23 protein-coding genes are annotated in these 26,433 nt (G+C 59.8%); 12 read left to right on the forward strand and 11 right to left on the reverse strand.

What is annotated here, in order from left to right; all coding sequences use genetic code 11:
• Nucleotides 1-10: 10 nt before the first annotated feature.
• A complete protein-coding gene (locus tag AC3ITY_RS07065) occupies nt 11-856 on the reverse strand; it encodes an AAA family ATPase (RefSeq protein WP_007984829.1) in 846 nt (281 codons plus the stop codon).
• A gap of 204 nt (nt 857-1,060) precedes the next feature.
• Between AC3ITY_RS07065 and AC3ITY_RS07070 the strand changes: the two genes are divergently transcribed.
• The 4 genes from AC3ITY_RS07070 to AC3ITY_RS07085 all read left to right on the forward strand — a co-directional run bounded on the left by AC3ITY_RS07070 (nt 1,061) and on the right by AC3ITY_RS07085 (nt 4,183).
• On the forward strand, nt 1,061-1,291 hold the full coding sequence (locus AC3ITY_RS07070) for a DUF4160 domain-containing protein (RefSeq protein ID WP_191624905.1): 231 nt from the start codon (nt 1,061-1,063) through the stop codon (nt 1,289-1,291).
• Nucleotides 1,279-1,779 (forward strand): helix-turn-helix domain-containing protein, encoded by a 501-nt coding sequence (locus tag AC3ITY_RS07075; protein WP_489308244.1) that lies wholly within the window; start codon nt 1,279-1,281, stop codon nt 1,777-1,779. Before AC3ITY_RS07070 ends, AC3ITY_RS07075 begins: the two co-directional genes overlap by 13 nt.
• 224 nt (nt 1,780-2,003) lie before the next feature.
• Entirely contained in the window at nt 2,004-2,978 is a 975-nt protein-coding gene (gene cysK, locus AC3ITY_RS07080; RefSeq protein ID WP_150724362.1) for a cysteine synthase A, read from the forward strand.
• Nucleotides 2,979-3,244: 266 nt separating this feature from the next.
• Nucleotides 3,245-4,183 carry an aspartyl/asparaginyl beta-hydroxylase domain-containing protein gene (locus AC3ITY_RS07085; protein WP_489308245.1) on the forward strand — a complete coding sequence of 313 codons (939 nt, stop codon included), beginning with the start codon at nt 3,245-3,247 and terminating at the stop codon, nt 4,181-4,183.
• A gap of 59 nt (nt 4,184-4,242) precedes the next feature.
• Here AC3ITY_RS07085 and AC3ITY_RS07090 read toward each other — a convergent pair whose 3' ends face one another.
• Both AC3ITY_RS07090 and AC3ITY_RS07095 read right to left on the reverse strand, forming a co-directional pair.
• Nucleotides 4,243-4,404 (reverse strand): hypothetical protein, encoded by a 162-nt coding sequence (locus AC3ITY_RS07090; protein ID WP_489308246.1) that lies wholly within the window; start codon nt 4,402-4,404, stop codon nt 4,243-4,245.
• 35 nt (nt 4,405-4,439) lie between these two features.
• Entirely contained in the window at nt 4,440-4,985 is a 546-nt protein-coding gene (locus tag AC3ITY_RS07095; RefSeq protein ID WP_489308247.1) for a GNAT family N-acetyltransferase, read from the reverse strand.
• A gap of 449 nt (nt 4,986-5,434) precedes the next feature.
• On the opposite strand from AC3ITY_RS07095, the gene AC3ITY_RS07100 reads away from it, so the two are divergent.
• On the forward strand, nt 5,435-6,298 hold the full coding sequence (locus tag AC3ITY_RS07100; RefSeq protein WP_489308248.1) for a DMT family transporter: 864 nt from the start codon (nt 5,435-5,437) through the stop codon (nt 6,296-6,298).
• 187 nt (nt 6,299-6,485) lie between these two features.
• Here the strand turns inward: AC3ITY_RS07100 and AC3ITY_RS07105 are convergent, their stop codons facing one another.
• Nucleotides 6,486-7,394, reverse strand: a complete 909-nt coding sequence (locus AC3ITY_RS07105) for a DMT family transporter (protein WP_489308249.1) — start codon at nt 7,392-7,394, stop codon at nt 6,486-6,488.
• A gap of 159 nt (nt 7,395-7,553) precedes the next feature.
• Here AC3ITY_RS07105 and aceK point away from each other — a divergent pair, with 159 nt between their 5' ends.
• From aceK to AC3ITY_RS07120, 3 genes are all read left to right on the forward strand, one after another.
• A complete protein-coding gene (gene aceK, locus AC3ITY_RS07110) occupies nt 7,554-9,272 on the forward strand; it encodes a bifunctional isocitrate dehydrogenase kinase/phosphatase (RefSeq protein WP_489308250.1) in 1,719 nt (572 codons plus the stop codon).
• Nucleotides 9,273-9,485: 213 nt separating this feature from the next.
• Nucleotides 9,486-13,397: an ATP-dependent RNA helicase HrpA gene (gene hrpA, locus AC3ITY_RS07115; RefSeq protein WP_489308251.1), complete on the forward strand. Its 3,912-nt coding sequence runs from the start codon at nt 9,486-9,488 to the stop codon at nt 13,395-13,397.
• A gap of 281 nt (nt 13,398-13,678) precedes the next feature.
• Nucleotides 13,679-14,800: a beta-ketoacyl-ACP synthase III gene (locus AC3ITY_RS07120; RefSeq protein ID WP_489308252.1), complete on the forward strand. Its 1,122-nt coding sequence runs from the start codon at nt 13,679-13,681 to the stop codon at nt 14,798-14,800.
• A gap of 234 nt (nt 14,801-15,034) precedes the next feature.
• Here AC3ITY_RS07120 and AC3ITY_RS07125 read toward each other — a convergent pair whose 3' ends face one another.
• Nucleotides 15,035-16,366, reverse strand: coding sequence for a putative porin (locus tag AC3ITY_RS07125; RefSeq protein WP_489308253.1), 1,332 nt, complete (start codon nt 16,364-16,366; stop codon nt 15,035-15,037).
• A 281-nt stretch (nt 16,367-16,647) separates the two neighbouring features.
• Between AC3ITY_RS07125 and AC3ITY_RS07130 the strand changes: the two genes are divergently transcribed.
• Nucleotides 16,648-17,772, forward strand: a complete 1,125-nt coding sequence (locus AC3ITY_RS07130) for a GNAT family N-acetyltransferase (RefSeq protein ID WP_489308254.1) — start codon at nt 16,648-16,650, stop codon at nt 17,770-17,772.
• A gap of 11 nt (nt 17,773-17,783) precedes the next feature.
• On the opposite strand, the gene aqpZ is transcribed toward AC3ITY_RS07130, so the two are convergent.
• The 5 genes from aqpZ to AC3ITY_RS07155 all read right to left on the reverse strand — a co-directional run bounded on the left by aqpZ (nt 17,784) and on the right by AC3ITY_RS07155 (nt 23,026).
• Nucleotides 17,784-18,482 (reverse strand): aquaporin Z, encoded by a 699-nt coding sequence (gene aqpZ / locus AC3ITY_RS07135; RefSeq protein WP_046043691.1) that lies wholly within the window; start codon nt 18,480-18,482, stop codon nt 17,784-17,786.
• A gap of 314 nt (nt 18,483-18,796) precedes the next feature.
• The gene (locus AC3ITY_RS07140; protein ID WP_489308255.1) at nt 18,797-20,629 is read right to left on the reverse strand and encodes an ABC transporter ATP-binding protein; all 1,833 of its coding nucleotides are present in this window, start codon (nt 20,627-20,629) and stop codon (nt 18,797-18,799) included.
• Between the two features lie 94 nt (nt 20,630-20,723).
• On the reverse strand, nt 20,724-21,281 hold the full coding sequence (locus AC3ITY_RS07145) for a peptidylprolyl isomerase (protein ID WP_489308256.1): 558 nt from the start codon (nt 21,279-21,281) through the stop codon (nt 20,724-20,726).
• 3 nt (nt 21,282-21,284) lie between these two features.
• Entirely contained in the window at nt 21,285-22,088 is an 804-nt protein-coding gene (locus AC3ITY_RS07150; RefSeq protein WP_489308257.1) for an alpha/beta fold hydrolase, read from the reverse strand.
• A gap of 14 nt (nt 22,089-22,102) precedes the next feature.
• Nucleotides 22,103-23,026 (reverse strand): PA3225 family LysR-type transcriptional regulator, encoded by a 924-nt coding sequence (locus tag AC3ITY_RS07155; RefSeq protein WP_095058943.1) that lies wholly within the window; start codon nt 23,024-23,026, stop codon nt 22,103-22,105.
• A gap of 49 nt (nt 23,027-23,075) precedes the next feature.
• Here AC3ITY_RS07155 and AC3ITY_RS07160 point away from each other — a divergent pair, with 49 nt between their 5' ends.
• From AC3ITY_RS07160 to AC3ITY_RS07170, 3 genes are all read left to right on the forward strand, one after another.
• On the forward strand, nt 23,076-23,390 hold the full coding sequence (locus tag AC3ITY_RS07160; protein WP_489308258.1) for a 3-phosphoglycerate kinase: 315 nt from the start codon (nt 23,076-23,078) through the stop codon (nt 23,388-23,390).
• A 250-nt stretch (nt 23,391-23,640) separates the two neighbouring features.
• Nucleotides 23,641-24,240 (forward strand): FMN-dependent NADH-azoreductase, encoded by a 600-nt coding sequence (locus tag AC3ITY_RS07165; protein ID WP_489308259.1) that lies wholly within the window; start codon nt 23,641-23,643, stop codon nt 24,238-24,240.
• Nucleotides 24,241-24,581: 341 nt separating this feature from the next.
• A complete protein-coding gene (locus AC3ITY_RS07170; RefSeq protein ID WP_489308260.1) occupies nt 24,582-25,448 on the forward strand; it encodes a carboxylate/amino acid/amine transporter in 867 nt (288 codons plus the stop codon).
• A gap of 73 nt (nt 25,449-25,521) precedes the next feature.
• Here AC3ITY_RS07170 and AC3ITY_RS07175 read toward each other — a convergent pair whose 3' ends face one another.
• The gene (locus tag AC3ITY_RS07175) at nt 25,522-26,409 is read right to left on the reverse strand and encodes a LysR family transcriptional regulator (RefSeq protein WP_489308261.1); all 888 of its coding nucleotides are present in this window, start codon (nt 26,407-26,409) and stop codon (nt 25,522-25,524) included.
• Nucleotides 26,410-26,433 lie beyond the last annotated feature (24 nt).

Raw genomic sequence — 26,433 nt, forward strand, 5'->3', positions numbered from 1 at the left:
CATCAGCCTCTTAGCGGGTACCGCGACGGCTCATGAACGCCAGACGCTCCAGCAGTTGCACGTCCTGTTCGTTTTTCACCAGCGCACCGGCCAGCGGCGGGATGGCCTTGGTCGGATCGCGCTCGCGCAGCACTGCTTCGCCGATGTTGTCGGCCATCAGCAGCTTCAGCCAGTCCACCAGCTCGGAGGTTGAAGGCTTCTTCTTCAAGCCCGGTACCTTGCGCACGTCGAAGAACACGTCCAGCGCTTCGCTGACCAGGTCTTTCTTGATGTCGGGGTAATGCACGTCGACGATCCGCTGCATCGTGACGCGATCCGGAAAGGCGATGTAGTGGAAGAAGCAGCGGCGCAGGAAAGCGTCCGGCAGCTCTTTCTCGTTGTTGGAGGTAATGATGATGATCGGGCGCTTTTTGGCCTTGATGGTCTCGTCGATCTCGTAGACGTAGAACTCCATCTTGTCGAGTTCCTGCAACAGGTCGTTGGGGAATTCGATGTCGGCCTTGTCGATTTCGTCGATCAGCAGGATCACCCGCTCTTCGGACTCGAAGGCTTCCCAGAGCTTGCCCTTTTTCAGGTAGTTGCGAACGTCGTGAACCTTTTCCGTGCCGAGCTGCGAATCGCGCAGGCGGCTGACCGCGTCGTACTCGTACAGGCCTTGATGGGCCTTGGTGGTGGACTTGATGTGCCAGGTGATCAGCTTGGCGCCAAAGGATTCGGCCAGTTGCTCGGCGAGCATGGTCTTGCCGGTGCCCGGTTCGCCCTTGACCAGCAACGGCCGCTCCAGGGTGATGGCGGCGTTGACCGCCAGCTTCAGGTCATCGGTGGCGACGTAGGCCTGGGTGCCTTCGAACTTCATCTGCTAATCCTCGAACGGTAACGCCGACCTGTACGAGGCAGGGCGGGGGGCAATAAAAGAGTCAGCCCCGACTATAACGCGGTGCCCGGTCGACTGTGAACGTAGACGGCTTATTCAGTCTCTGAATGGGGCGTCACATCTTGACTCAGTCTCGGCTGCTGGCCAGTATTGAGCTATCGCCATTTTGGCGATAGCTTGCCGGGCATGTCTACTAAATATCGATTTCGCGACACATACCGCATTCAATTGCGCGAGAAGGATCATCCGCCGCCTCATGTCCACCTGACCGGTGGCGGCCTGGACGTCATGCTCAGCCTGGAAACCGTCGAGGTGATGGTAGGCAGGGCTCCGCCCCTGATCATCAGGGAAGCACTGGATTGGGTCAGGGCCCATCAGGCGCAACTGCTCGAGGACTGGAAACGATGTTACCCATGAAACGACCACGACTGCTGGCCGTACAGGCACTACCGGAGTACCGCCTGGCGTTGACCTTTATTGACGGCCAGCAACTGACTCTCGACGTGAGCCGGGATTTGCTGGCCTTTCCAGGCTTGCAACCATTGCAGGGGCGCGCTTTCGATGGCGCGGCTCTGGGTGATGATGGCTGGTGCGTCGAGTGGTCCGAGCAGGACATCCAGATTGGTGCAGACACGTTGTTCCTGGATGCGATCGCACAAAATGCCTCCGACGAAAATACCCGGATCTTCATCGACTGGCGCGCTCGTACCGGGCTGTCACTCACGCAGGCCGCCGAGGCGCTGGGGGTCAGTACCCGCAGCATCAGTCGTTACAGCGGTGGCCGGGAAACGGTGCCCCGGTCTTTGGCATTGGCCTGCCTGGGTTGGGACTACTTGCAGTTGCAAGCGAACGCTCCACGGGCGGCCGAAGAAACAGGCCGCTACACCGTCACTCGTAAAAGTTAACCGGCTTGCGGCTTGGCAAGGCGATGTGTGGAGTTATCAGCAGCACAATCAGGCCGATGAGGGTCCGCAGGGGCCAACTGTATCGACGTTTCATGGTGGCAAATCTCTGACGATCCAAAGCCATTGCCTGCACTGATAAGCGGGCGTTCGACCCGACTGGACGTCTGCGGGCAAGAGGGCTTACCTTGATGCCCTATTTCAATGCTGTCGTTAAGGACCCAGCCATGAGCCGCATTTTCGCTGACAACGCCCACTCCATCGGCAACACGCCGCTGGTGCAGATCAATCGCATTGCGCCGCGTGGTGTGACCATCCTGGCCAAGATCGAAGGGCGCAACCCCGGTTACTCGGTCAAGTGCCGGATCGGCGCGAATATGATCTGGGATGCCGAGGGCAGCGGCAAACTCAAGCCGGGCATGACCATCGTTGAACCCACCTCCGGCAATACTGGCATCGGCCTGGCCTTCGTGGCCGCCGCCCGTGGCTACAAACTGATGCTGACCATGCCGGCGTCCATGAGTATCGAACGCCGCAAGGTGCTCAAGGCACTGGGTGCCGAGCTGGTGTTGACCGAGCCGGCCAAAGGCATGAAAGGCGCCATTGAGAAAGCTGGTGAAATCGTTGCCGGCGACCCGTCGAAGTACTTCATGCCGGCGCAATTCGACAACCCGGCCAACCCGGCCATCCACGAAAAAACCACCGGCCCGGAAATCTGGAACGATACCGACGGCGCGGTCGACGTGCTGGTGGCAGGCGTCGGAACCGGTGGAACCATCACCGGGGTTTCACGGTATATCAAGAATACCCAGGGCAAGCCGATACTCTCGGTAGCAGTGGAACCGGCGGTGTCGCCGGTGATCACCCAGGCCCTGGCCGGTGAAGAAATCAAGCCGAGCCCGCACAAGATCCAGGGCATCGGTGCCGGTTTTGTACCGAAGAATCTCGATTTGTCGATCGTCGATCGGGTGGAGTTGGTCAGTGACGAAGAGTCCAAGGCCATGGCCTTGCGCTTGATGCAGGAAGAAGGAATTTTGTGCGGGATTTCCTGCGGCGCCGCCATGGCAGTGGCCGTTCGGCTGGCGGAGACCCCGGAAATGCAGGGCAAGACCATCGTCGTGATCCTGCCGGACTCCGGTGAACGCTATCTGTCTAGCATGCTGTTCAGTGATCTGTTTACCGAACAGGAGAATCAGCAGTAAGCATTAAACCATTGGCGGATCGTGGCTGGCGGTGATGGTTGAGGCGTTGTCGCGGGTTGCGATCTATTGATCTGGTCTGGTTGATGATGGATTTGCATCAGCCAGCGTTCAGGCGCCTTATGTTAAGAAATATTTTGTTGCATATTCATTAACATTGAATGTTAAAAAGTGCAGGTTTTTCACCGGGTCGGTAGTGTTTATCATGCTGGCAGCCATGTCGGGCAATGGACTTGGCGCAGTGTCGTTTATCTTCAAAGGAGTTGTTGATGACCTTATCGTTTGCCGCGAAGGCCTCGTTGTTGCTGCTGTTTCTCGGCAGCACCCTCTATGTGCATTTACGTGGTAAGGCGCGCTTGCCGGTTTTGCGCCAGTTCGTGAACCATTCGGCACTGTTCGCACCCTATAACGCCTTGATGTACCTGTTTTCCGGTGTGCCTTCGAAACCGTATCTGGATCGCAGCAAGTTCCCGGAACTGGATGTGCTCAAGGACAACTGGGAGGTGATTCGCGACGAAGCGATGCACTTGTTCGACGAGGGGTATATCCGTGCGGCGGCAAAGAACAACGACGCCGGTTTTGGCTCGTTCTTCAAGAAGGGCTGGAAGCGTTTCTATCTCAAGTGGTATGACGAGCCGCTGCCTTCCGCCGAAGCCTTGTGCCCGAAAACCGTGGAACTTGTCAGCAGCATTCCCAACGTCAAAGGCGCCATGTTCGCGCTGCTGCCGGGCGGCAGCCACCTCAACCCGCATCGCGATCCATTTGCCGGTTCCCTGCGTTATCACTTGGGCCTGTCCACCCCCAATTCCGATGATTGCCGCATCTTTGTCGACGGTCAGGTTTACGCCTGGCGCGATGGTGAAGACGTAATGTTCGACGAGACCTACGTGCACTGGGTCAAGAATGAAACGGAAAAGACCCGCGTCATCCTGTTCTGCGACATCGAACGTCCGCTGAGCAATCGCTTAATGACCCGCATCAACCGCAGCATCAGCGCCTGGCTGGGTCGCGCCACCGCCCCTCAGAACCTGGACGACGAGCGTGTGGGTGGGATCAACCGGGCCTACGCCTGGAGCAAGAACTCCAGTGATAAATTCAGTGGCGTGGTCAAGCAATGGAAGCGGCGTAATCCCAAGGCCTACCGTGTACTGCGCCCGGTGCTGGCGGTGATGGTGCTGACGTTGTTGGGGTATTGGTTGTTTGGCTGAAGCTGGTTTCAGAATAAAAGAACCGCTCGTTGTGAGCGGTTTTTTTTTGCTTGCGAGTTTTAAGGGCGTCCGGCGAGAAGGCTAGGTTCTTCGCCGTCGATGCCTGTTACAAGTATTTGCAGAAGACGCTGCTGACTGGCAGTCAGTTCTACAGCGGCGGTCTTTTTTTCTGTAAGACGCGAGCTTTTCCTTGTGGGGGATTTTTTGATGACTTTGCGCATTTTCCCTCCGCTGCTGGTCATTAACTGAACACTTTTCACGATACAAGGTTCTCCAAGGTTTTGACAAGACGGCCTTCTATATCGAAGTCAAAGCCGAGCTGTTGATAAATTGAGACCGCGCCAACCTGCGGCTCTTGAACTTCGAGGAACCGGCAACCGATGAGCTGCGCGTATTGTTCAATGGCAATCAGCGCCAGCGTCGCAATACGGTTTCTCAAAGGATGCACCTCCTTTGGACGTCCCTCTAACCGTACGATGCGCATCCGCAGCCGACTGTTGTTCGGATTTGCAAAGCACATTCCGCACAGTTCGTCGTCGAACCAGATGGCAATATCCAGAGCCAATGGCTCTCGTGCTTTCCACCCAACGACTTCATTCCAGGAAAAGTGCGGATCCTCCCAAAGCACAGAAGCATTCAATGCCCGTGTTTCAATCGGTTCAAAGCGCACCTTCGATAAATCGAACGCGGTAGGGCCGATCCGTTCCAGCTCATGCTGCAATTGTGCAGTGCTGGCACCAGCAAACTTTCTGGCCTGAGACTTGTACAACTGATACCGAAGATAAGTCCTTTCCCTTGGCATGTGATCTCTTGCATTCCATTCCCCGTCGTTGGGCGTTGCAGTTGCTCTCAAGCCTAGGTAGCACCCTCTCCCTTGTCGTTACTGGCCTTTTGACCAAGTCGTTGCAATCCATGTCGAGGGCTGGTTATAGTCAGCGCACAGTGAGTTTCAGGACTCACCTTTTCATCCCTCAATCAAAGATCAGCCCAATGCCTGCATCCCTCATCAATGCGGTAGTCGATTCAGCGGTCAACGCTGGCGTCGTGCCGTGCGGGAATCAGCAGCCCGGGCAGATCAGTCATTACCCCCCACCTGTCAGTAGCACGCCGGTGTGCGCAGTCGCATCACCGCCAGGCGTTGGCATTTCGGGCTGATCAGCTGCCTTCTGCTGTTCCCCATGCCTGCCTGAAAAACTACTGGATTTCAGCTTTTTGCTGAGTTGGCTTTTTGCCTGACTACAGGTGGTATTCATGTTTGTCCTTTCGAAAAAGTCCGCGCTCGCGGCGGCGTCCACGAGCCTGTTCGTTCTGCTGTGGAGCAGCGGGGCGATTTTCTCCAAATGGGGGCTGGCTCACGCGTCGCCCTTTGCCTTCCTGATGTTTCGTTTCGTCATCGCCCTATGCGGCCTGGTGTTGCTGGTGCCGTTGCTCAAGCTGAAGTTGCCCAAGGGCGGCAAACCGATGCTGTATGCGATGACCACCGGCGTGGTGTTGTTGGGGGCGTATCAGATTTTCTATCTGCTGGCCCTGGACCTTAAAGTCACGCCCGGGGTGATGGCGACCATCATGGGCGTGCAGCCGATCCTCACCGTGGTGATGATGGAGCGCCAGCGTTCCTGGCGCCGGATGTTCGGTCTGGCCCTGGGGCTGGCCGGGTTGGTCATGGTGGTCTATCAGGGCATCGGGCTGGCCGGGATGTCGCTGGCCGGGATGCTTTTCGGTCTGCTGGCGCTGGCGAGCATGACCTTCGGTTCGATCATGCAGAAACGCATCACCGACAATCCCCTCGGCACATTGCCGGTGCAGTATCTGGCCGGACTGCTGTTGTGCGGGATTTTCGTTCCCTTCCAGCCGTTTCACTTCGAGCACAGCAGCGGTTTCATCTTGCCGGTGCTGTGGATGGGGCTGGTGGTATCGGTGCTGGCGACGCTGTTGCTGTACCGCTTGATTGCCCGGGGCAATCTGGTGAACGTCACCAGCCTGTTTTACCTGGTGCCGGCGGTAACGGCGGTGATGGACTATCTGATCTTCGGCAATCGCCTGGCGCTGTTGAGCCTGTTCGGCATGCTATTGATCATCGTCGGTCTGGTGTTTGTGTTCCGTAAGACCGCGTAATTGCGAGGAAACCCGATAAGGCCTGGAGCAATGCTCCGGGCCTTTGTGATTTTTGGCGTCTGATCAGACGCCTTCGCTGGCAAGCCCGCTCCCACAGTATTTGATGTCGTACACAAAATTTGTACGTGACATCGAACCCTGTGGGAGCGGGCTTGCCCGCGAAGGCGTCATCCGCCTCGCAACAATCCTACCGGTCAGCCACCAGGCCAGGTTTCACAACAGCTGGCTTCAACACCAGCCACAACGCCAGCGCAATCAACAGCCCGCCATAAATATGCGCCATCGACAGCGGCTCATCGAGAAACAGCGCCCCCCACAACACACCGAACAGCGGGATCAAAAAGGTCGTAGTCATCGATTTCACCGGACCAATCGAGCTCAGGAGCCGGAAGTAAACAATGTACGCAAACGCTGTGCATCCCAGACCCAACCCCAGCAACGAGAGCCAGACACTCCAGCCGCCCCAGGTCGCGGGTGGTTGGCTGATCACGCTGTAGCCGAACAGCGGCAGCAGGAACAGCGTCGCGCCGAGCATACTGCCCAGTGCCGACAAACGGCTGTCGAGACCACCGGCCTGATCGAGCCAGCGACGGGCCAGAAACCCCGCAAATCCGTAGCAAGTGGTCGCGAGCAGACAGGCGACGGCACCCATCAGCAATTGCATATCGAACGCCACCGGACCGGCACGGGTCAGCACGCCCACGCCGAACAGCCCCAGGAACACGCCGCCGAGCTTGGCGCCAGTGAGCCTTTCATGGAAAAACAGGCCGCCGATCAGCACACCCATCAAGGGTGTCGTGGCATTGAAAATCGACGAGTAACCGGCTGGTAGCACCTGCGCGGCCACCGAATAGAGTGTCGCCGGGATGCCCGAATTGATCACCCCGAGCAGCATCACGGTCTTGAGTTTGCCCTTGAAATCCCAACTGATGCGCATCAGGCCGAGAATCACCAACAGCCCAACCGCGGCAATCGACACGCGGAAAAACGCCGTGGGAATCGTGCCGATCACCGGGGCGATGATGCGCATGAACAGAAAACTCGCACCCCAAATGGCCGCCAGTGACAGTAAACGGAAAATATCGACGGGGTTCACAGCGCGGTCCTTCCTTGGGGGAGGGCCGAAAGTGTTGCTGAGTGTGTGATCGATGGCAACCGAAAACCGGGCATTTAATTCGGCTGGAAAATTACCCTTCTCCTGCACCCGGTTCACTGGCTAAGCTCAAGCCTCCCGAATTCCCGCAGAGGTCTCACCATGCCGCAGCAATGGCCAGCCGCCGACATCGCCCGCTTGATCCTCGATGGCTTTGACGATTACCGCGAGCATTTTCGCCAGATCACCGACGGCGCCCGGGCCCGCTTCGAACAGGCCAAGTGGCAAGAGACGCAGTCGGCGTCGGCGGCGCGGATCAATCTGTACGAAGACAAGGTCGGTGAAACGGTGGAGCGACTGCGCACCGCGTTTGACACCGACACGCTGGACGTCAGCTGCTGGCCGCTGGTCAAAAGCGCCTACATCAGCCTGATCGACCTGCGCTTCGACGATGAACTGTCCGAGACCTGGTACAACTCGATCTTCTGCGGGCTGTTCAGCCATGACCTGATCAGCGACGGCTGCATGTTCATCCACACCACTCGGCCGAGCCTGCGTCGTGCCCGGGCCGCGCAAACCCGCACCTACAAGCCGCAAGGTCAATTGTCGGCGATGCTCGCCAGCATCTTCGCCGACTACCGCTTCAGCGAGGATTACGCCGACCTGTCCGGTGATCTGAAGCGCCTCGAAGCGCAACTGCGCGAGAACCTGCCGGACTGGGTGTGCAAGGACCCGGAGCTGAGCGTCGAGCTGTTTTCCTCGGTGCTGTACCGCAATAAAGGCGCGTACCTGGTGGGGCGCATCTACACCGCCGACGAGCAATGGCCGCTGGCAATTCCCTTACTGCACCTGGAAGGTCGCGGGATCCAGATCGATGCGCTGATCACCGATGAGGCGGACGTGTCGATCATCTTCTCGTTCACCCGCTCGTATTTCATGGTGGATGTGCCCGTGCCGGCGGAGTTCATTGGCTTCCTGCGGCGTATCCTGCCGGGCAAGCACATTGCCGAGTTGTACACCTCGATCGGCTTCTACAAGCACGGCAAGTCGGAGTTCTACCGGGCGCTGATCAATCACCTGGCCAACACCGACGACCAGTTCATCATGGCCCCCGGTGTGCGCGGCATGGTGATGAGCGTGTTCACCCTGCCGGGTTTCAACACCGTGTTCAAAATCATCAAGGACCGTTTCTCGCCGTCGAAAAACGTCGACCGCGCCACGGTGATCGAAAAGTACCGCCTGGTGAAAAGCGTCGACCGCGTCGGGCGCATGGCCGATACCCAGGAATTCGCCGACTTCCGTTTTCCGCTGAGCAAGTTCGATCCGGCGTGCCTGGAGGAATTGCTGGAAGTCGCACCGTCCACAGTGTCGGTGGAAGGCGATACAGTGCTGATCCGCCACTGCTGGACCGAACGCCGCATGACTCCGCTGAACCTGTACCTGGAAAACGCTAACGAGGCGCAGGTGCGCGAGGCACTGGAAGACTACGGGCTGGCGATCAAGCAGCTGGCGGCGGCCAATATCTTTCCCGGCGACATGCTGCTGAAGAACTTCGGGGTGACCCGTCACGGTCGGGTGGTGTTCTACGACTATGACGAGATCTGCTTTCTGACCGAAGCCAACTTTCGCCACATCCCGCTACCGCGTACACCCGAAGATGAAATGGCTTCCGAACCGTGGTACTCGATCGGACCACTGGACGTGTTCCCGGAAGAGTTTCCACCGTTCCTGTTTGCCGATTTCGGGCAACGCAAGTTGTTCGATCAGCTGCATGGCGAGTTGTACAACGCCGATTACTGGAAAAGCCTGCAGGAAGCGATCCGGGCGGGGAAGGTGATTGATGTGTTTCCGTATCGGCGTAAAGGGCTGGATACCGAGTAACGTCGTAGCGCAACTGCCCTGTGGCGAGGGGGCTTGCCCCCGTTCGGCTGCGAAGCAGTCGTAATCCTAGCGCCGCAATTTATCTGATGCGCCGTGGTGAATGGTTCTGGGGCCGCTCCGCGACCCAACGGGGGCAAGCCCCCTCGCCACAGGGGCAGGTAAATCTGCGACAATCCGCACCCTGCGCCACTAGACGACTGAATTGCGTACCCGATGACCGACGAATCGCCCTCCATCGACAAACTGCTGAAAAATCTCGATCACGCCATGCTCGCCGACCGCCACCGGCTGCGGCGGCAGTTGCTTGAGCTGCGTAAGAAACCCGACGAGGCCAGGCTGGGCCAGTGGGTGACGCGGATGCAGGCGTCCTGTGAGCAGGTGCTGGCGCGCAAGGCCAGCCTGCCGGTGATTCGTTACGACGACAGCCTGCCGATTGCCGCCAAGCGCGACGAAATAAAAAAGGCGCTGGAAAAGCATCAGGTGCTGATCATCGCCGGTGAGACCGGCTCGGGTAAAACCACCCAGTTGCCGAAAATCTGCCTGGAAATCGGTCGCGGCCAGCATGGCCTGATCGGCCACACCCAGCCGCGCCGGATCGCTGCGCGCAGCGTCGCCAGCCGGGTCGCCGAAGAACTCGGCACGCCGCTGGGCGCGCTGGTCGGCTATCAGGTGCGTTTTGAAGATCAGAGCGATTCCAGCACCCTGATCAAGCTGATGACCGACGGCATCCTGCTGGCGGAAACCCAGAACGACCGCTACCTGGAACGCTACGACACGATCATCGTCGACGAAGCCCACGAACGCAGTCTCAACATCGACTTCCTGCTCGGCTACCTGAAAACCCTGTTGCCGCGCCGTCCCGACCTGAAAGTCATCATCACCTCGGCGACCATCGACCTGGAGCGTTTCTCCAAGCACTTCGATGACGCGCCGATTGTCGAGGTGTCCGGCCGCACCTACCCGGTGGACACCTGGTATCGCCCGCTGACCCTGGAACAGGACGAAGAGGGCAACCGCGTCGAGGACGACCTGACGGTGGATCAGGCAATCCTCGCCACCCTCGATGAAATCGCCGCCTATGAGCGCAGTGAACGTCGTAGTCCCGGTGACGTGCTGGTGTTCCTGCCCGGTGAGCGCGAGATTCGCGACGCCGCCGACATGCTGCGCAAGGCCCAGCTCAAGCACACCGAAATCCTGCCGTTGTACGCGCGGCTGTCGCCGGCCGAGCAGCAGCGGATTTTCCAGTCGCACCCGGGCCGTCGCGTGGTACTGGCGACCAACGTCGCGGAAACCTCGCTGACCGTGCCGGGCATTCGCTACGTGATTGACAGCGGTACGGCGCGCATCAGTCGCTACAGCTATCGCGCCAAGGTCCAGCGCCTGCCGATCGAAGCGGTTTCCCAAGCCAGCGCCAACCAGCGTAAAGGTCGATGCGGGCGGGTCGAGCCGGGTATCTGCATCCGCCTTTACAGCGAAGAAGATTTTCTTGGGCGCCCGGAATTTACCGATCCGGAAATCCTGCGCACCAACCTCGCCGCCGTAATCTTGCAGATGCTGCATTTGCGCCTTGGCGAGGTCACCGCGTTCCCGTTCATCGAGCCGCCTGACGGCAAAGCGATCAGCGACGGTTACAACCTGCTGCAGGAACTCTCGGCGGTGGACCGTAACAGTCAGCTGACCCCGCTTGGTCGCCAGTTAGCGCGGCTGCCGGTGGACCCGCGCATGGGCCGCATGCTGCTCGAAGCGGCCAAGCTCGGCAGCTTGCAGGAAGTGCTGATCGTCGCCAGCGCCATGTCGATCCAGGACCCGCGCGAGCGTCCGCCGGAACGCCAGCAAGCGGCGGATCAGGCCCACGCCCAGTGGAAAGACGCCGACTCGGACTTCGCCGGGCTGGTCAATCTGTGGCGCGGTTTCGAGGAGCAGCGCCAGGCGCTGACTGCCAGTCCGCTGCGTAATTGGTGCCGCAAGAATTTCCTCAATTACCTGCGCCTGCGCGAGTGGCGCGACTCCCATCGCCAATTGAGCCTGATCTGCCGCGACATGCAGTTGAGCCTCAATAAAGAGCCGGCCGATTATCCGAAACTGCACAAAGCGGTGCTGGTGGGACTGCTGAGCCAGATCGGCCAGAAAACCGAAGAGGGCGATTACCTCGGCGCGCGTCAGCGGCGATTCTGGATTCACCCGTCGTCGGGCATCGGCAAGAAGCGCCCGCAGTGGCTGATGACTGCTGAACTGGTGGAAACCACCAAGCTTTATGCGCGCATGGTCGCCAAGATCGACGCCGACTGGATCGAGCCGCTGGCCGGGCACCTGATCAAGAAAAACCACTTCGAGCCCCACTGGGAGAAGAAACGCGGCCAGGTCGTGGCGTTCGAGCAGATCACCCTGTTCGGCTTGATCGTGGTCGGTCGCCGGCCGGTGCATTACGGCCCGGTCGACCCCGTGGTGTCCCGCGAATTGTTCATCCGTGAAGCGCTGGTGCGCGGCGAGATTCAGTCCAAGGCCAAGTGTTTGTCGGCCAACGCGCAGTTGCTGGAACAACTCGACGAACTGGAAGCCAAGGCCCGTCGTCGCGACATCCTCGCCGACGAAGAAACCCTGTATGCCTTCTACGACGCACGGCTGCCGGCGGAGATCCACCAGACCGCGACCTTCGACAGCTGGTACCGGATCAACAGCCAGAAAGACCCACAGTTGCTGATCATGCGCGAAGAGGACGTGCTGGCCCGCGAAGCCAGTGAAGTCACCGCCCAGCATTACCCGGACACCTTGCACATTGGTGATCTGGAATTGGCCCTCAGCTACCACTTCGAACCGAATCACCCGCGCGACGGCGTGACCCTGCGCGTGCCGGCACCGCTGTTGCCGATGTTGCCGCCGGAACGCCTGGAATGGCTGGTGCCGGGCGTCATCGAAGCCAAGTGCATTGCCCTTGTGCGCAACCTGCCCAAGGCCTTGCGCAAGAACTTCGTGCCAGTGCCGGACTTCGTCAAGGCGGCCTTGCAGCGCATGACCTTTGCCGAGGGCTCGCTGCCCCAGGCCCTGGGGCGCGAACTGCTGCGTATGACCGGTGCGCGGGTCAGCGATGAAGCCTGGGCCGAGGCGGCCCAACAGGTCGAAAGCCATCTGCGGATGAACCTGGAAATCGTCGACGCCCAGGGCAAGTTCCTCGGCGAAGGTCGCGATCTGGCCGAACTGACCGCGCGTTTCGCGGAGGCCAGCCAGGCAGCTTTGGCGGTGCCGCAAACCGCGAAGAGCCAGCAGCCGGTGGAGCCGAAAGTGTTCGCCGCCGTGGCCGAGAAAACCCAACAGAAGATCGCCGGGCTGTCGATGACGGTCTATCCGGCGCTGGTGGAAGAGGCCGGCACAGTCAAGGAAGGGCGTTTCTCGACCCCGGCCGAGGCCGAGTTCCAGCATCGCCGTGCCCTGCAACGCTTGCTGATGCAGCAACTGGCCGAACCTGCCAAGTTCCTCCGTGGCAAGTTGCCGGGCCTGACCGAACTGGGCCTGCTGTACCGCGACATGGGGCGCGTCGATGCGTTGGTGGAAGACATTCTGCTGGCCAGTCTCGACAGCTGCATTCTCGACGGCGAAGACCCGTTGCCGCGCGATGGTGCCGGATTGGCGTCTCTGGCGGAGCGCAAGCGCGGCGCCTGGACCGAACACACCGAGCGTGTGGCGAAGCTGACCCTGGAAATCCTCAAGCTTTGGCATGGCCTGCAAAAACGCTTCAAGGGCAAGATCGACCTGGCGCAAGCCGTGGCCCTGAACGACATCAAGCAGCAGCTCAGCCACCTGGTCTATCCGGGGTTTGTCCGGGAAACACCAATGCAGTGGCTCAAGGAGTTGCCGCGTTACCTCAAGGCGATTGAACAGCGCTTTGAAAAAATCGGTGCCCAAGTGCAGCGCGACCGGGTCTGGAGCGGCGAATTGAGCGGCCTGTGGACGCAATACCAGACCCGTGCCAACAAACACGCCCAGGAAGGCAAGCGCGATCCGCAGCTGGAGTTGTATCGCTGGTGGCTGGAGGAATACCGGGTTTCGCTGTTTGCGCAGCAGTTGGGAACCAAGGTGCCGATCTCCGACAAGCGCCTGAACAAGCAGTGGTCGCAAGTCGAGCCGTAGGCCCGAGGCTGGTGCAATACCCTGTGGGAGCAAGCCCGCTCCCACAGGTCAGGTGGTGTGTCAGTGGGAGTTTGATCCAGCAAAAGGGGCGAAATGCCCACGTTTATGGCAAACTTCGCGCCTATAAACGCCGGCCCCGCGGTTTTGAGCCTTCACGGTCTCGGGCAGGTCGGAATAAAGCGATGCCAGGTTTTCGTCCCCCCGGATGGGAATAGACCCTTTGTGTATTGGTACGTCGGTACCAATGCTTTCTGCCTGAACAGATTATTAGAGACACGACCATGCATAACGTCGTCATCAGCGGCACCGGCCTGTACACCCCGGCCAACAGCATTTCCAACGAAGAGCTGGTGCAGTCTTTCAATACTTACGTCGCGCAATTCAACGCCGACAACGCCGACGCCATCGCGCGCGGCGAAATCGAAGCATTGACCGAGTCCAGCGCAGCGTTCATTGAAAAAGCCTCGGGCATCAAGAGCCGCTTTGTCATGGACAAGGACGGCATTCTCGACCCGCAGCGCATGGCGCCGCGCCTGCCGGAGCGTTCCAACGACGAGTGGTCGGTGCTCTGCCAGATGGCCATCGGCGCGGCCGAACAAGCCTTGCAGCGCGCCGGCAAGACTGCAGCGGACATCGACGGCGTGATCGTCGCCTGTTCCAACCTGCAGCGTGCCTACCCGGCCATTGCCATCGAAGTCCAGGAAGCGCTGGGCATCCAGGGTTTCGGTTTCGACATGAACGTGGCGTGCTCTTCGGCGACCTTCGGCATCCAGACCGCCGCCAACAGTGTGAAACTGGGCCAGGCCCGGGCGATCCTGATGGTCAACCCGGAAGTCTGCACCGGCCACCTGAACTTCCGTGACCGCGACAGCCACTTCATCTTCGGTGACGCTGCCACTGCCGTGATCATCGAACGTGCTGACCTGGCGACGTCCAAGTACCAGTTCGACATCGTCAGCACCAAGCTGCTGACCAAGTTCTCCAACAACATCCGCAACAACTTCGGCTTCCTCAACCGCGCGGCGCAAGAGGGCATCGGCGCCAAGGACAAACTGTTCGTGCAGGAAGGCCGCAAGGTGTTCAAGGAAGTCTGCCCGCTGGTTGCCGAGCTGATCAGTGAGCATCTGCAAGAGAACCAGCTCAACGTCAGCGACGTGAAGCGCTTCTGGCTGCACCAGGCCAACCTCAGCATGAACCACCTGATCGTCAAGAAACTGCTGGGTCGCGACGCCACCGAACAGGAAGCGCCGGTGATTCTCGACACCTACGCCAACACCAGTTCCGCCGGTTCCGTGATTGCGTTCCACAAGAACCAGGACGATCTGGCCGCCGGTTCGCTGGCCGTGCTCAGCTCGTTCGGTGCCGGTTATTCGATTGGTAGCGTGTTGCTGCGCAAGTTGTAGGAGCGAGCTTGCTCCGGGCGGCGTTCCGACGATGGTCGTCAACGATAACGCGATTAACCTGACCCCCCGCGGCGTGCTCGGGTTAATCGCGAGCAAGCTCGCTCCTACAAGGGAGGGTTAGCAAAAACAAACAGCCCGGCGTTGATGCATCGGAGGATGATGGGGGCCGACACACCAACGCCAGGCTGTAAAAGGAACCCGGGCTTCCTTGCCCGAGTCGTGTAGCGGGGTGAATCAGAACTTCGCTTCGGCATCCAGTTGCAGGGTGTTGATGTCCGAATCGGTTTTCTTGATGTTGGCGTTGGTCTGGTCCGAAGTCGCCATGAAGTAGGTCGCACCCAGGGCGAAGTTCTTGTCCAGATCGTAGCTCACTTTCATCTTGCTGCCGCGCGAACCGGTGAAGCCGTTGGCGAAGTCGGAGTCGGTGAAGGCACCCACCACAGCGTTACGCTGCACGTCGCGGTAGTTGTAGTCCAGGTTGAAGCCGTAGACCTTGGACTTCACACCGGCCAACCAGCCAGTGTCCTGGTCGTTGCTGGCATCGGCGTTGTTGACGTACTGACCGTAGATCGACAGCGGAACTGGCAGGTTGGAGAAGTCGAGCTGACCAAAGCCTTCGTACAGTTTGAAGGTTTCGCCCGGGCTGTTGCCGTTGACGGCCAGTGCGCATGGCGTGGTGACGGTGCCGGAGGTAGGGCAGGCACTGCTGCTGTCGTTGTCGTAGGAGTAGATACTGCCGCCCAAGGTCATTTTCATGCTGTCGGTGATGGCGAAGCGACCACCCAACTGACCAGCGTACAGGCGCAGGTCGTGTTTGAACTGCACGCCTTCACCGTCGACGTTGTCCTTGAGGGTGTAGTGACCGGCGCTACCGAACAGCTCGGTGCTGCCGCTCAGCGGGTACTTGTAGGTGACGGCCAGACCTTCCGGGTTGATGTCGCTATCCCAGATGATGTCGCCCATGCTCACCCATTGTTGCGGCATCTTGCCGCCAACCAGGTGCAGGTTCTTGATCGCGTCCGGGTGGTAGTCGATGTAACCCTGGTCCAGCCAGATCTGCTTCTTGTCGAAGTAGTTGTTCAGGTCCTGGTTGGTCGAGCGAGCGTCGTCGTTGTTGCCGGTGGCGATACGGATACCGGTGTCGACCTGCGGGTTGATTTCGCTGTAGGCACCCAGGCGGGCACGAATGCGCTGACGGTCCTGGTCCTTGTTGTTTGGCACGCCATCGTTGTGCACGGTTTCTTCACGGAAGCGTACGTCACCCTTGAACTGGGTCTTGGCGGCCCATGCCAGCTTCTGGTCGAAGGTGCTCAGTGCGTCGGTTTTCTTCGCGGTTGCCGCGATTTGCTCGTTAGTCTCTTGCTGAGCCTGACGGGCGATCTGTTGGTCTTTCTGATCCCTGGCCAGCTCGGCTTGCAGTTCGCTGTACTGCGCGTTGGTGATCGAGCCGTTAGCCTTGAGCATGTCGAGCAGTTTGGCGTCGACTGCGGCACTGGCCGGAACACTCATGGCCAGCAACAGGCCGCCGCACAAGGCCGCCGCAGTTTTCGTGGAAGCAAGACGCATATCAATCTCCGAAGATGAGAGGGGATGACAGAGCCATCCGGGACACAACCGACCATTTAGTGGCGGAAAACAGTGACCGGGTATAACCCGGCGCTCTAAAAACAGGCGCCAGTATCGCGATGGTTTATGACAGAGCAGTGGCAATGTGATGTCATCTCCATGACGATACAAAGCCGCCGTGAACTATTGAGTTAGAGCACTGTCGTCGTTTTGCTCGTGTGCATTGCAGAGCGATAGGCGATACTCGCGGGGCTTTCACGCCATGAAGAGTGAGGATGGTGATGCCGTTGCAACGCCTGCAAAAACTGTCAGAAATCGCCCCGCAGCAGTGGGACGCACTGGTGCCCGAGACTCAGCCTTTTCTGCGTCACGCTTTTTTGAGCGCACTGGAAGACAGCGGCAGCGTCGGACCCCATACCGGCTGGCAGCCTGAGCATTTATTGCACGTCGAAGGCGATCGACTGATCGCCGCGCTGCCCGGTTACCGCAAGTGGCATTCCTACGGCGAATACGTGTTCGATCACGCCTGGGCCGATGCCTGTGAACGTGCCGGCATTGATTACTACCCCAAACTGTTGAGCGCAGTACCGTTCAGTCCCGTCACCGGACCGCGGTTGTTGGCCGCCACGGTCGAAGACGGCTTCGAGTTATTGAAAAGCCTGCCGGGCTACCTTGAGCTTGAAGGGCTCTCCAGCGCCCACATCAATTTCACCGATCCGTTCACCGACGCGGCACTGAGCGAGCAGCCCGGCTGGCTGCAGCGCGTTGGCTGTCAATACCACTGGCAGAATCGCGGCTACCGGGATTTCCAGGATTTCCTCGATGTGCTCAGTTCGCGTAAGCGCAAACAGATGCGCAAGGAGCGCGAGCAGGTGGCGGGGCAGGGCTTCGAGTTCGAATGGCTGGAGGGGCGGGAGCTGAGTCAGGCGCAATGGGATTTCGTCTATGCCTGCTACGCCAATACCTACGCAGTGCGCCGGCAAGCGCCGTATCTGACGCGGGAGTTTTTCAGCCTGTTGGCCGAGCGCATGCCGGAGTCGATTCGCGTGGTGCTGGCCAAGCAAGGTTCACGGCCGGTGGCGATGGCGTTCAGTCTGGTGGGGGGCGACAGCTTTTATGGCCGTTACTGGGGATGCCTGGCGGAGTTCGATCGCCTGCATTTCGAGACCTGTTTCTACCAGGGTATGGACTATGCCATTGCCAACGGTTTCCAGCGTTTCGATGCCGGGGCACAGGGCGAGCACAAGTTGATTCGCGGGTTCGAGCCGGTGATCACCCATTCCTGGCACTACTTGCGGCATCCGGGGTTGAAAGCGGCGGTGAAAGACTTTCTGGAGCAGGAGCGGTTGGGGGTGCTGGCTTATGCAGAGGATGCGAAGTCAGCCTTGCCTTATCGACAAGGCTGATCTTCAGCGTTTCAGCTTTCTTCTTTGCCCAGCCAGCGATACAGCACGCCGCCGACCACTGCACCGAGTAGCGGTGCGACCCAGAACATCCACAGTTGTTGAATCGCCCAGCCGCCGACGATCAGCGCCGGGCCGGTGCTGCGCGCCGGGTTGACCGAGGTGTTGGTGACCGGGATCGAGATCAGGTGGATCAGCGTCAGCCCCAGGCCAATGGCAATCGGTGCCAGTCCTGCCGGTGCTCGTTTGTCGGTGGCGCCGAGGATGATCAGGATGAACATCGCGGTCATCACCAGTTCACAGACAAACCCCGCCGCCATCGAATAGCCGCCAGGCGAGTGTTCGCCGTAGCCGTTGGACGCCAGGCCTCCCGCCAGTTCGAAACCGGGTTTACCGCTGGCAATGAAATACAGCAGGGCGGCCGCAATCACGCCGCCAATGACCTGGGCAACGATGTAGGCCGGCAATTCATTGGCCGGAAACCGCCCACCCACCACCAGGCCGAGGGACACCGCAGGATTGAGATGACAGCCGGAAATATGGCCGATGGCGAAAGCCATGGTCAGCACTGTCAGGCCAAACGCGAAGGACACCCCGAGCAGACCAATCCCCACCTCCGGAAAAGCCGCCGCCAGCACCGCACTGCCGCAACCACCCAACACCAGCCAGAACGTACCTACCAACTCTGTAGCCGAACGTTTTAACAGAGACATGAGAGTGAGCCCTTTCGAGATTATGCTGCCTTTAGCATCCAGCCGATGGACTGCAGAACCACCTCCAGAACTTTGAAGTGAGTACAGCACGGTTTTTTCAGAATTCCAGCAGGCATAAAAAACCGCCAGGACCCGTTGTTGACGGGGCCTGGCGGTTTTCTGTGATCGATCGGCTTCACTGGACCCCTGTGGGAGCGAGCTTGCTCCGGGCGGCGTTCCGACGATAGCGGTGAACCAGACAACATTGCTGTCGACTGACACTCCGTCATCGCGAGCAGGCTCGCTCCCACAGGGGAAGTGTGTTGTTCAGGGGATCAATCGATCCCGACAAACCCACCGGTCTGGTGTTGCCACAACCGCGCATACAAACCGCCACGGGCGAGCAGCTCGGCATGGGTTCCGGTTTCGGCGATCTTGCCGTTTTCCAGCACCACCAGCCGGTCCATCCGGGCGATGGTCGAGAGCCGGTGAGCGATGGCGATCACGGTTTTGCCCTGCATCAGGGTTTCGAGACTTTCCTGGATCGCCGCTTCGACTTCCGAATCCAGTGCCGACGTGGCCTCGTCCATGATCAGGATCGGCGCGTCCTTGAGCAGTACACGGGCAATGGCGATGCGCTGGCGCTGGCCGCCGGAGAGTTTCACCCCGCGCTCACCGACGTGGGCATCGAAACCGGTGCGGCCTTCAGCGTCCGACAGCGACGGAATGAAACCGTCAGCCCGGGCCTTGTGTACCGTTTCCCAGAGTTGGGCGTCGGTGGCGTCGGGCTTGCCATACAGCAAGTTGTCACGGATCGAACGGTGCAGCAGCGACGTGTCCTGGGTGATCATGCCGATGCGTTCGCGCAGGCTTTCCTGGCTGACGTCGGCGATGTTCTGGCCGTCGATCAGGATGCGTCCGCCTTCCACGTCGTACAGGCGCAGCAGCAGGTTCACCAGGGTCGACTTGCCGGCACCGGACGGGCCGATCAGGCCGATTTTCTCGCCTGCCTTGATGGTCAGGTTGAGGTCGCCGATGATCCCGCTCTGCTTGCCGTAGTGGAAATCTACCTGTTCGAAGCGCACTTCGCCACGGGCCACCGCCAGGGGTTTGGCCTGGTCGCGGTCGGTGACGCTGACCGGTTGCGAGATGGTCTGCAGACCGTCCTGCACCATGCCGATGTTTTCGAAGATGCCGGTCACCACCCACATGATCCAGCCGGACATGTTGACGATGCGGATCACCAGGCCGGTGGCCAGGGCAATCGCCCCCACGCTGATCAACGACTGCGTCCACAACCACAGGGCCAGGCCGGTGGTGCAGACGATCAGCAAGCCGTTCATGCTGGTGATGACCACGTCCATGCTGGTGACCACGCGGCCGGCCAGTTGCGCCTTCTCGGTCTGTTCCTTGATGGCTTCGCGGGCGTATTGCTGTTCGAAGTTGGTGTGGGCGAACAATTTCAGGGTAGTGATATTGGTGTAGCCGTCGACAATCCGCCCCATGAGTTTGGAGCGCGCATCGGACGCCACCACCGAGCGATCCTTGACCCGTGGCACGAAGTAACAGAGGGCGCCGATAAAGGCGAAGATCCATGTCAGCAGCGGGATCATCAGGCGCCAGTCGGCTTCGGCGAACAGCACCAACGAACTGATGGCGTAGATCAGCACATGCCACAATGCATCCACGGCCTGCACGGCGGAATCGCGCAGTGAGTTGCCGGTTTGCATGATGCGTTGGGCGATGCGCCCGGCGAAGTCGTTCTGGAAGAAATTCAGGCTCTGCTTGAGCACGTAGCTGTGGTTCTGCCAGCGGATCATGCTGGTCATGCTGGGGCTCAGGGTCTGATGCACCAGCAGGTCATGCAGGCCCACAAATATGGGGCGCAGCACCAGTGCCACCACCACCATCCAGGTCAGTTCGAGGGCGTGATCCTGGAACAGACTGACGCTCGGCGTGCCTTGGGCCAGGTCGATGATGCGGCTCAGGTAGCTGAACAACGCCACCTCGATCAAAGCACCGATCAGGCCGACGATCAGCAGGGCGGCGAAGCTCGGCCAGACCTGCTTGAGGTAATAAGTGTAGAAAGGGAAAACCCGGTCCGGCGGAGATGCCGTCGGTGCTTCACGGAAAACATCGATCAGTTTTTCAAAGCGGCGATAAAGCATCGGTTTTTCACCCGCGAACGGGCTCTCCTTTTAACGGTTTGAGCGTTACCGGCAGACACCGGCAACGGCTCGGACATCCTTGTCCAGCTTAGTCTCAGTCGATGCGCTTGGCCGACTTGATGTAGACCGGATCGGCCGGAACGTCTTTCATGCCGCCACGAACGGTGGTTGGCGAATTGACGATGATGTCGACCACGTCCATGCCTTTGACGACTTTGCCGAACACCGCGTAACCGTCGCCCTGGTCAAGGAAGTCGTTGTCCTTGACGTTGATGAAGAACTGGCTGGTGGCCGAGTCAGGCACCGAAGTACGGGCCATGGACAAAGTGCCACGAACGTTGACCAGGCCGTTCTGGTGCTCGTTCTTGATCGGTGCCTTGGTGTCTTTTTGCTGCATGGCCTGGGTGAAGCCACCACCCTGGACCATGAAACCCGGGATCACCCGGTGGAAAATCGTATTGTTGTAGAAGCCACTGTCGACGTACTCAAGGAAGTTCTTGGTACTGATCGGGGCCTTGACCGGGTCCAGTTCGATTTCGATCTGGCCGTTGGTGGTGTCCAGCAGCACATGCGGTGCCTTTTCCGGTGTCGCGGCCATCAGGTTGGCGGCAAACAGGACGGAGCCTGCGGCGAGGGCGATTTTTTTCAGCATGGGTCAGTGATCCTGAGTGGTGGTGTCGACTGCGGACAGAAACTCCAGCAGTGTTTGGTTGAAGTGTTCCGGCTGGTCCAGCGGCGTGGCGTGGCGTGAATCGGCGATCACCACCAGCCGCGCGTCGGGCAGCAGTTTTACGTAGTTTTCCTTCAGCGCCACCGGTGTGTAGTCACGGTCGGCGCTGACGATGAGGGTTGGACAGGTGACCTTCGAAAGTCGTTCCTGAACCCCCCAGCCGACAATGGCATTGAAGCTGGCGAGATAAGCATGTTTGTCGTTTTTTGCCCAGCGTTCGGCCATCTTTTGTCGCAAGTCGGCCTGCTCGGGCTTCGGAAACAATTTGTCGCCCAGCGCCTTGCCGATGGTGCCCAGGCTAAGGACGCGCATCAGGCTCCAGCGCTTGAACCACTGCCAGTAGTCATCGCGGCTGCGCAGTTTGACCTCGGGCGCGCTGTTGACGATGCACAGGCTCTTGAGCAGTTGCGGCTGATCCACGCCCAGTTGGAAGCCGATCATGCCGCCCATCGACAGGCCGATATAGTGTGCCGGACCGAGATTGAGGTGCTCGATCAGCGCAATCAGGTCAGCGCTGAATCCAGCAATGCTGTAGCGCTCCCGGGGTTTGTCGGAACGGCCGTGACCGCGGACATCCGGGACGATCACCCGGTAGCGGGTGGCAAGTGCCGGGATCTGTTTTTCCCAGTCCAGCGTGCTGGAGCCCAGACCGTGGACCAGCAGCAGCGGCGTGCCGTGGCCATATTCCTCATAGTGCAGGTTGCAACCTTCGTGTTCGAAATAGGCCATGCATACACTCCGTGTCAGGCTTGTTCGGGGGCGGCGAATGGTGCGTCCAGTGGTGCGGTGTCAAACGTACGCAGCAGTTCGATGAGAATCTGCGTGGCCGGCCCGAGCGGTTTGTCCTTGTTCGAATACAGGTAAAAGCTCGGGTTACGGCTGCCGCCCTGATCCAACGGTAGCAGTTTGAGCGTACCTTCCTTGAGTTCCCGTTCGATCATGTGCCTGGGCAGCCAGGCAAACCCCAGACCGCTGCTGACGAAGGTCGCGGCGGTGGCCAGGCTGCCGACGGTCCAGCGCTGTTCGGCACCGAGCCAGCCAACGTCCCGTGGCTGCTGGCGGCCCGAGTCGCGGATCACCACTTGCATCTGGCTTTCCAGGTCCTGGAAGTTCAGTTCGCGGTTGAGGCGGTGCAGAGGATGCTCCGGGTGGGCGACCGCGACGAACTCGACGTCGCTCAATTCCGCGCCCAGGTAACCGGGAATACTGAACCCGGTGATGGCCAGGTCGGCCACGCCTTCGAGCAGGACTTCCTCCACGCCCGACAGCACTTCCTCACGCAGCCGCACCCGGCAGCCACGGCTTTGCGGCATGAACGCGGTCAAGGCGCGGACGAGGCGGGCGCTTGGGTAGGCGGCATCGACCACCAGGCGCACTTCGGCTTCCCAGCCCTGCTCCATGTGATGGGCCAGGTCTTCGAGTTGACTGGCCTGTTTCACCAGTTGCCGGGAACGGCGCAACAGCACTCCACCGGCTTCGGTCAGCACGGCTTTGCGTCCGTCGATGCGCAGCAACGGCACGCCGAGCTGATCCTGCATGCGGGCCACGGTGTAGCTGACTGACGATTGCGAGCGATGCAGCGCCTCGGCGGCCTGGGCGAAACCACCGTGATCGACCACGGCCTGCAGCGTTCGCCATTGATCAAGGGTCACGCGGGGCGCTTTCATGTTGAGCTCCTCTTGTCCTAAGCTGGCAGCCCTTATTGGAGGCTGCTGAATGAAAAAATTCTGTTGTGTGCTGCTGGCGTTGCTGCCGCTGACGGCGATGGCTTACCCGATCGATGTGAAGAAAGACCTCAATGGCATGAAGATCGATTACCAGACCTACGACACGGATAGCGACATCGGCTCCATTCAGGTGGCCAACTACGGCGACGTCGATGCGAGCTGCAAGGCCGTTTTCATCAATGGCCCGGAAGCACCGCGTACCCGCAAGATCGACGTATCGGCCGGCAAACACAAAAATGCCACCGTCAAGTTCACCCGCAGCATCATCAAGCTGCGCATCGAGCTGTCCTGCGCCCCGAAATGACGCCTGACTCTTCTGTAGGAGCGAGCTTGCTCCGGGCGGCGTTCCGACGATAGCGGTGTGTCAGGCAACAGAAAATTTGAATGACACGACGCCTCGCGAGCAAGCTCGCTCCTACAGAGGCAGGGTATGTTGTGCTTATAAACGAATTTATTGATGGGTTATAGCAGTTATTTGCGCTTTTTCATCGATATGACTCTGTTTAACCTTCACTCCATCGACCTACCGCATTCTCAGATGGAGGCTACATCCCATGTCCCGCGTTCTGATCATCGAAAGCAGTGCCCGTCAGCAAGACTCGGTTTCCCGCCAACTGACCCAGACCTTCATCAACCAGTGGAAAGCCGCTCACCCGAATGACCAGATCACCGTCCGGGACCTGGCCGTCAAGCCGGTGCCGCACCTGGACATCAACCTGCTGGGTGGCTGGATGAAACCCTCCGAGCAGCGCAGCGACATCGAACAGGCGTCCCTGGAACGCTCCAACCAGTTGACCGATGAATTGCTCGCCGCCGATGTACTGGTCATGGCCGCGCCCATGTACAACTTCGCGATTCCCAGCACCCTGAAAGCCTGGCTCGACCATGTGCTGCGTGCCGGCGTGACCTTCAAGTACACCGAAACCGGTCCGCAAGGCCTGCTCAGCGGCAAGCGTGCCTATGTGTTGACGGCTCGCGGCGGCATCTATGCTGGCAGCACCGCCGATCACCAGGAACCGTACCTGCGTCAGGTCATGGGCTTCATCGGCATCCACGACGTGACGTTCATCCACGCCGAAGGCATGAACCTGGGCGGTGACTTCCAGGAGAAAGGCCTGAACCAGGCGAACGCCAAGCTTTCGCAAGTGGCCTGACCGGTTAATCGCCAGATAATCGCTGGATGGTCTAGTGACCTGGCGCAACCCTTCAAGCCTGTACGCGCATCGAACCTCCCTTCGCACTGGTTGCTCCTGAGTGCTCTGGCCCGATTGAACGCTTTAGCGAGATCGGGCTTTTTTTTGCCTGCGATTTTATAGACACCCACGCACCCCTGTAGGAGCGAGCCTGCTCGCGAAAGCGTCGGCACATCCGGCCTCTATGTGTCTGACGCGCCGTCTTCGCGAGCAGGCTCGCTCCCACAGGTTTTGTGTTGGTTTAGCGTTCGCGATCAGTAGCAAAAACCGCTATCGTCGCCGCCATTCGAAATGAGGCGAGCATGGGCTATCTACTTTTTGTCACGCTGATCCAGGCGTTTTCCTTCAGTTTGATCGGCGAATACCTGGCCGGTCATGTCGACAGTTACTTCGCCGTGCTGGTGCGGGTGCTGCTGGCGGGGCTGGTGTTCATCCCGCTGACCCGCTGGCGCTCGGTGGAACCGGCGTTCATGCGCGGCATGCTGCTGATCGGTGCGTTACAGTTCGGCGTGACCTACGTCTGCCTGTACCTGAGCTTCCGCGTATTGACGGTGCCGGAAGTGCTGCTGTTCACCACCCTCACGCCGCTGCACGTGACCTTGATTGAAGATGCACTGAATCGTCGCTTCAATCCCTGGGCCCTGGTCGCGGCGCTGGTGGCGGTGGCGGGGGCGGCGGTGATTCGCTTTGACCGGATCAACCCGGACTTCTTCATGGGTTTCCTGTTGTTGCAACTGGCCAATTTCACCTTCGCTGCCGGGCAGGTGCTCTACAAACATCTGGTCGCGCGTCATCCGAGCGATCTGCCGCATTACCGACGTTTCGGTTTCTTCTACCTCGGTGCACTGGCGGTGGTGTTGCCGGCGTTTCTGCTGTTCGGCAAACAGAACTTCCTGCCTGAAGCGCCGTTGCAATGGGGCGTGCTGCTGTTCCTCGGCCTGGTCTCGACCGCTTTGGGGCTTTATTGGTGGAACAAAGGTGCGTGTCTGGTCAGCGGCGGGACCTTGGCGGCGATGAACAACCTGCATGTGCCGGTGGGGTTGCTGATCAACCTGCTGATCTGGAACCAGCATGAAGAACTGGGGCGGTTGTTGCTCGGTGGTTCGGTGATTTTGCTGGCGGTGTGGATCAGTCGGTTGGGTATACGCAAGCCTTTGGCCGTTCACTAAACCCTGGGTAACTCGATACCTCTGTGGGCGCGAGCAGGCTCGCTCCCACAAGGGATTGCGTGATCTCCGAAAATTACTTCGGCGCCAGTTGCCCCACCAGAAACTCGATAAACGCCCGGGTCTTTTGCGGCACCCGTCGCGCCGATGAATACACCGCATTGATGGTGATCGCCGGGGCCTGCCATTCGCACAGCACCGGCACCAGTCGCCGGGCCGCCAGCGCATCCTCGACGATGAAGTCAGGCAGCAGGGCGATGCCCATGCCGGCTTCGGCGGCCTGGGCGAGCAGGTCGCCGTTGTTGGCGTGCAGTGGGCCGGTGACGTTTACCCGCTGGGTTTCCTTGCCATTGCACAGTTGCAGGCTGACACCGCTCTGCAGATACCCGTAGTTCAGGCATTGATGGGTGCGCAGATCCTGCGGAGTCTGCGGAACGCCCGCGCGCTTGAGATAAGCCGGGGACGCCACCATGATGCGTGGCGCGGGTGCCAGTTGCCGGGCGATCATCGTCGAGTCGGGCATGCTGGCGATGCGGATCGTCACGTCAAATCCGCCCCGTACCGGATCGACCTGCTGGTCGCTGAGTACCAGTTGCAGTTCGATGTTCGGGTGCAGTTCATGAAACAGCGGAATCAACGGCCCCAGCCGCCGAAGACCGAACGACATCGGCGCATTGACCCGCAACACACCGCGTAACTCGCCGATGCCGTCACGGGCGCGTTGCTCGGCCTCGTCCAGTGCCGCCAACACTTCCCGTGCAGCGTCGAAATACTCGGCCCCGGCTTCCGTCAGGTGCAGGCTGCGGGTGGTGCGTTGCAGCAATTGCACGCCGATGGCTTCTTCCAGCGCCTGAATCTGCTTACTGACTTTCGAGCGCGGCACGTCCATGGCCCGGGCGGCTGCGGCGAAGCCGTTCTCGCCGACCGTGACGACGAAGGCGCGCATGCATTCGATGCGATCCATATTGTCCCTATTTTAGAATCAATT

The sequence above is a fragment of the Pseudomonas sp. GL_091 genome, assembly GCF_057837725.1.

Coding starts and splice junctions, on each gene's coding strand:
- AC3ITY_RS07065 (WP_007984829.1), bottom strand. CDS start 856: ATGAAGTTCGAAGGCACCCAGGCCTACGTCGCCACCGATGACCTGAAG.
- AC3ITY_RS07070 (WP_191624905.1), top strand. CDS start 1,061: ATGTCTACTAAATATCGATTTCGCGACACATACCGCATTCAATTGCGC.
- AC3ITY_RS07075 (WP_489308244.1), top strand. CDS start 1,279: ATGTTACCCATGAAACGACCACGACTGCTGGCCGTACAGGCACTACCG.
- cysK (WP_150724362.1), top strand. CDS start 2,004: ATGAGCCGCATTTTCGCTGACAACGCCCACTCCATCGGCAACACGCCG.
- AC3ITY_RS07085 (WP_489308245.1), top strand. CDS start 3,245: ATGACCTTATCGTTTGCCGCGAAGGCCTCGTTGTTGCTGCTGTTTCTC.
- AC3ITY_RS07090 (WP_489308246.1), bottom strand. CDS start 4,404: ATGCGCAAAGTCATCAAAAAATCCCCCACAAGGAAAAGCTCGCGTCTT.
- AC3ITY_RS07095 (WP_489308247.1), bottom strand. CDS start 4,985: ATGCCAAGGGAAAGGACTTATCTTCGGTATCAGTTGTACAAGTCTCAG.
- AC3ITY_RS07100 (WP_489308248.1), top strand. CDS start 5,435: ATGTTTGTCCTTTCGAAAAAGTCCGCGCTCGCGGCGGCGTCCACGAGC.
- aceK (WP_489308250.1), top strand. CDS start 7,554: ATGCCGCAGCAATGGCCAGCCGCCGACATCGCCCGCTTGATCCTCGAT.
- hrpA (WP_489308251.1), top strand. CDS start 9,486: ATGACCGACGAATCGCCCTCCATCGACAAACTGCTGAAAAATCTCGAT.
- AC3ITY_RS07120 (WP_489308252.1), top strand. CDS start 13,679: ATGCATAACGTCGTCATCAGCGGCACCGGCCTGTACACCCCGGCCAAC.
- AC3ITY_RS07125 (WP_489308253.1), bottom strand. CDS start 16,366: ATGCGTCTTGCTTCCACGAAAACTGCGGCGGCCTTGTGCGGCGGCCTG.
- AC3ITY_RS07130 (WP_489308254.1), top strand. CDS start 16,648: ATGCCGTTGCAACGCCTGCAAAAACTGTCAGAAATCGCCCCGCAGCAG.
- aqpZ (WP_046043691.1), bottom strand. CDS start 18,482: ATGTCTCTGTTAAAACGTTCGGCTACAGAGTTGGTAGGTACGTTCTGG.
- AC3ITY_RS07140 (WP_489308255.1), bottom strand. CDS start 20,629: ATGCTTTATCGCCGCTTTGAAAAACTGATCGATGTTTTCCGTGAAGCA.
- AC3ITY_RS07145 (WP_489308256.1), bottom strand. CDS start 21,281: ATGCTGAAAAAAATCGCCCTCGCCGCAGGCTCCGTCCTGTTTGCCGCC.
- AC3ITY_RS07150 (WP_489308257.1), bottom strand. CDS start 22,088: ATGGCCTATTTCGAACACGAAGGTTGCAACCTGCACTATGAGGAATAT.
- AC3ITY_RS07155 (WP_095058943.1), bottom strand. CDS start 23,026: ATGAAAGCGCCCCGCGTGACCCTTGATCAATGGCGAACGCTGCAGGCC.
- AC3ITY_RS07160 (WP_489308258.1), top strand. CDS start 23,076: ATGAAAAAATTCTGTTGTGTGCTGCTGGCGTTGCTGCCGCTGACGGCG.
- AC3ITY_RS07165 (WP_489308259.1), top strand. CDS start 23,641: ATGTCCCGCGTTCTGATCATCGAAAGCAGTGCCCGTCAGCAAGACTCG.
- AC3ITY_RS07170 (WP_489308260.1), top strand. CDS start 24,582: ATGGGCTATCTACTTTTTGTCACGCTGATCCAGGCGTTTTCCTTCAGT.
- AC3ITY_RS07175 (WP_489308261.1), bottom strand. CDS start 26,409: ATGGATCGCATCGAATGCATGCGCGCCTTCGTCGTCACGGTCGGCGAG.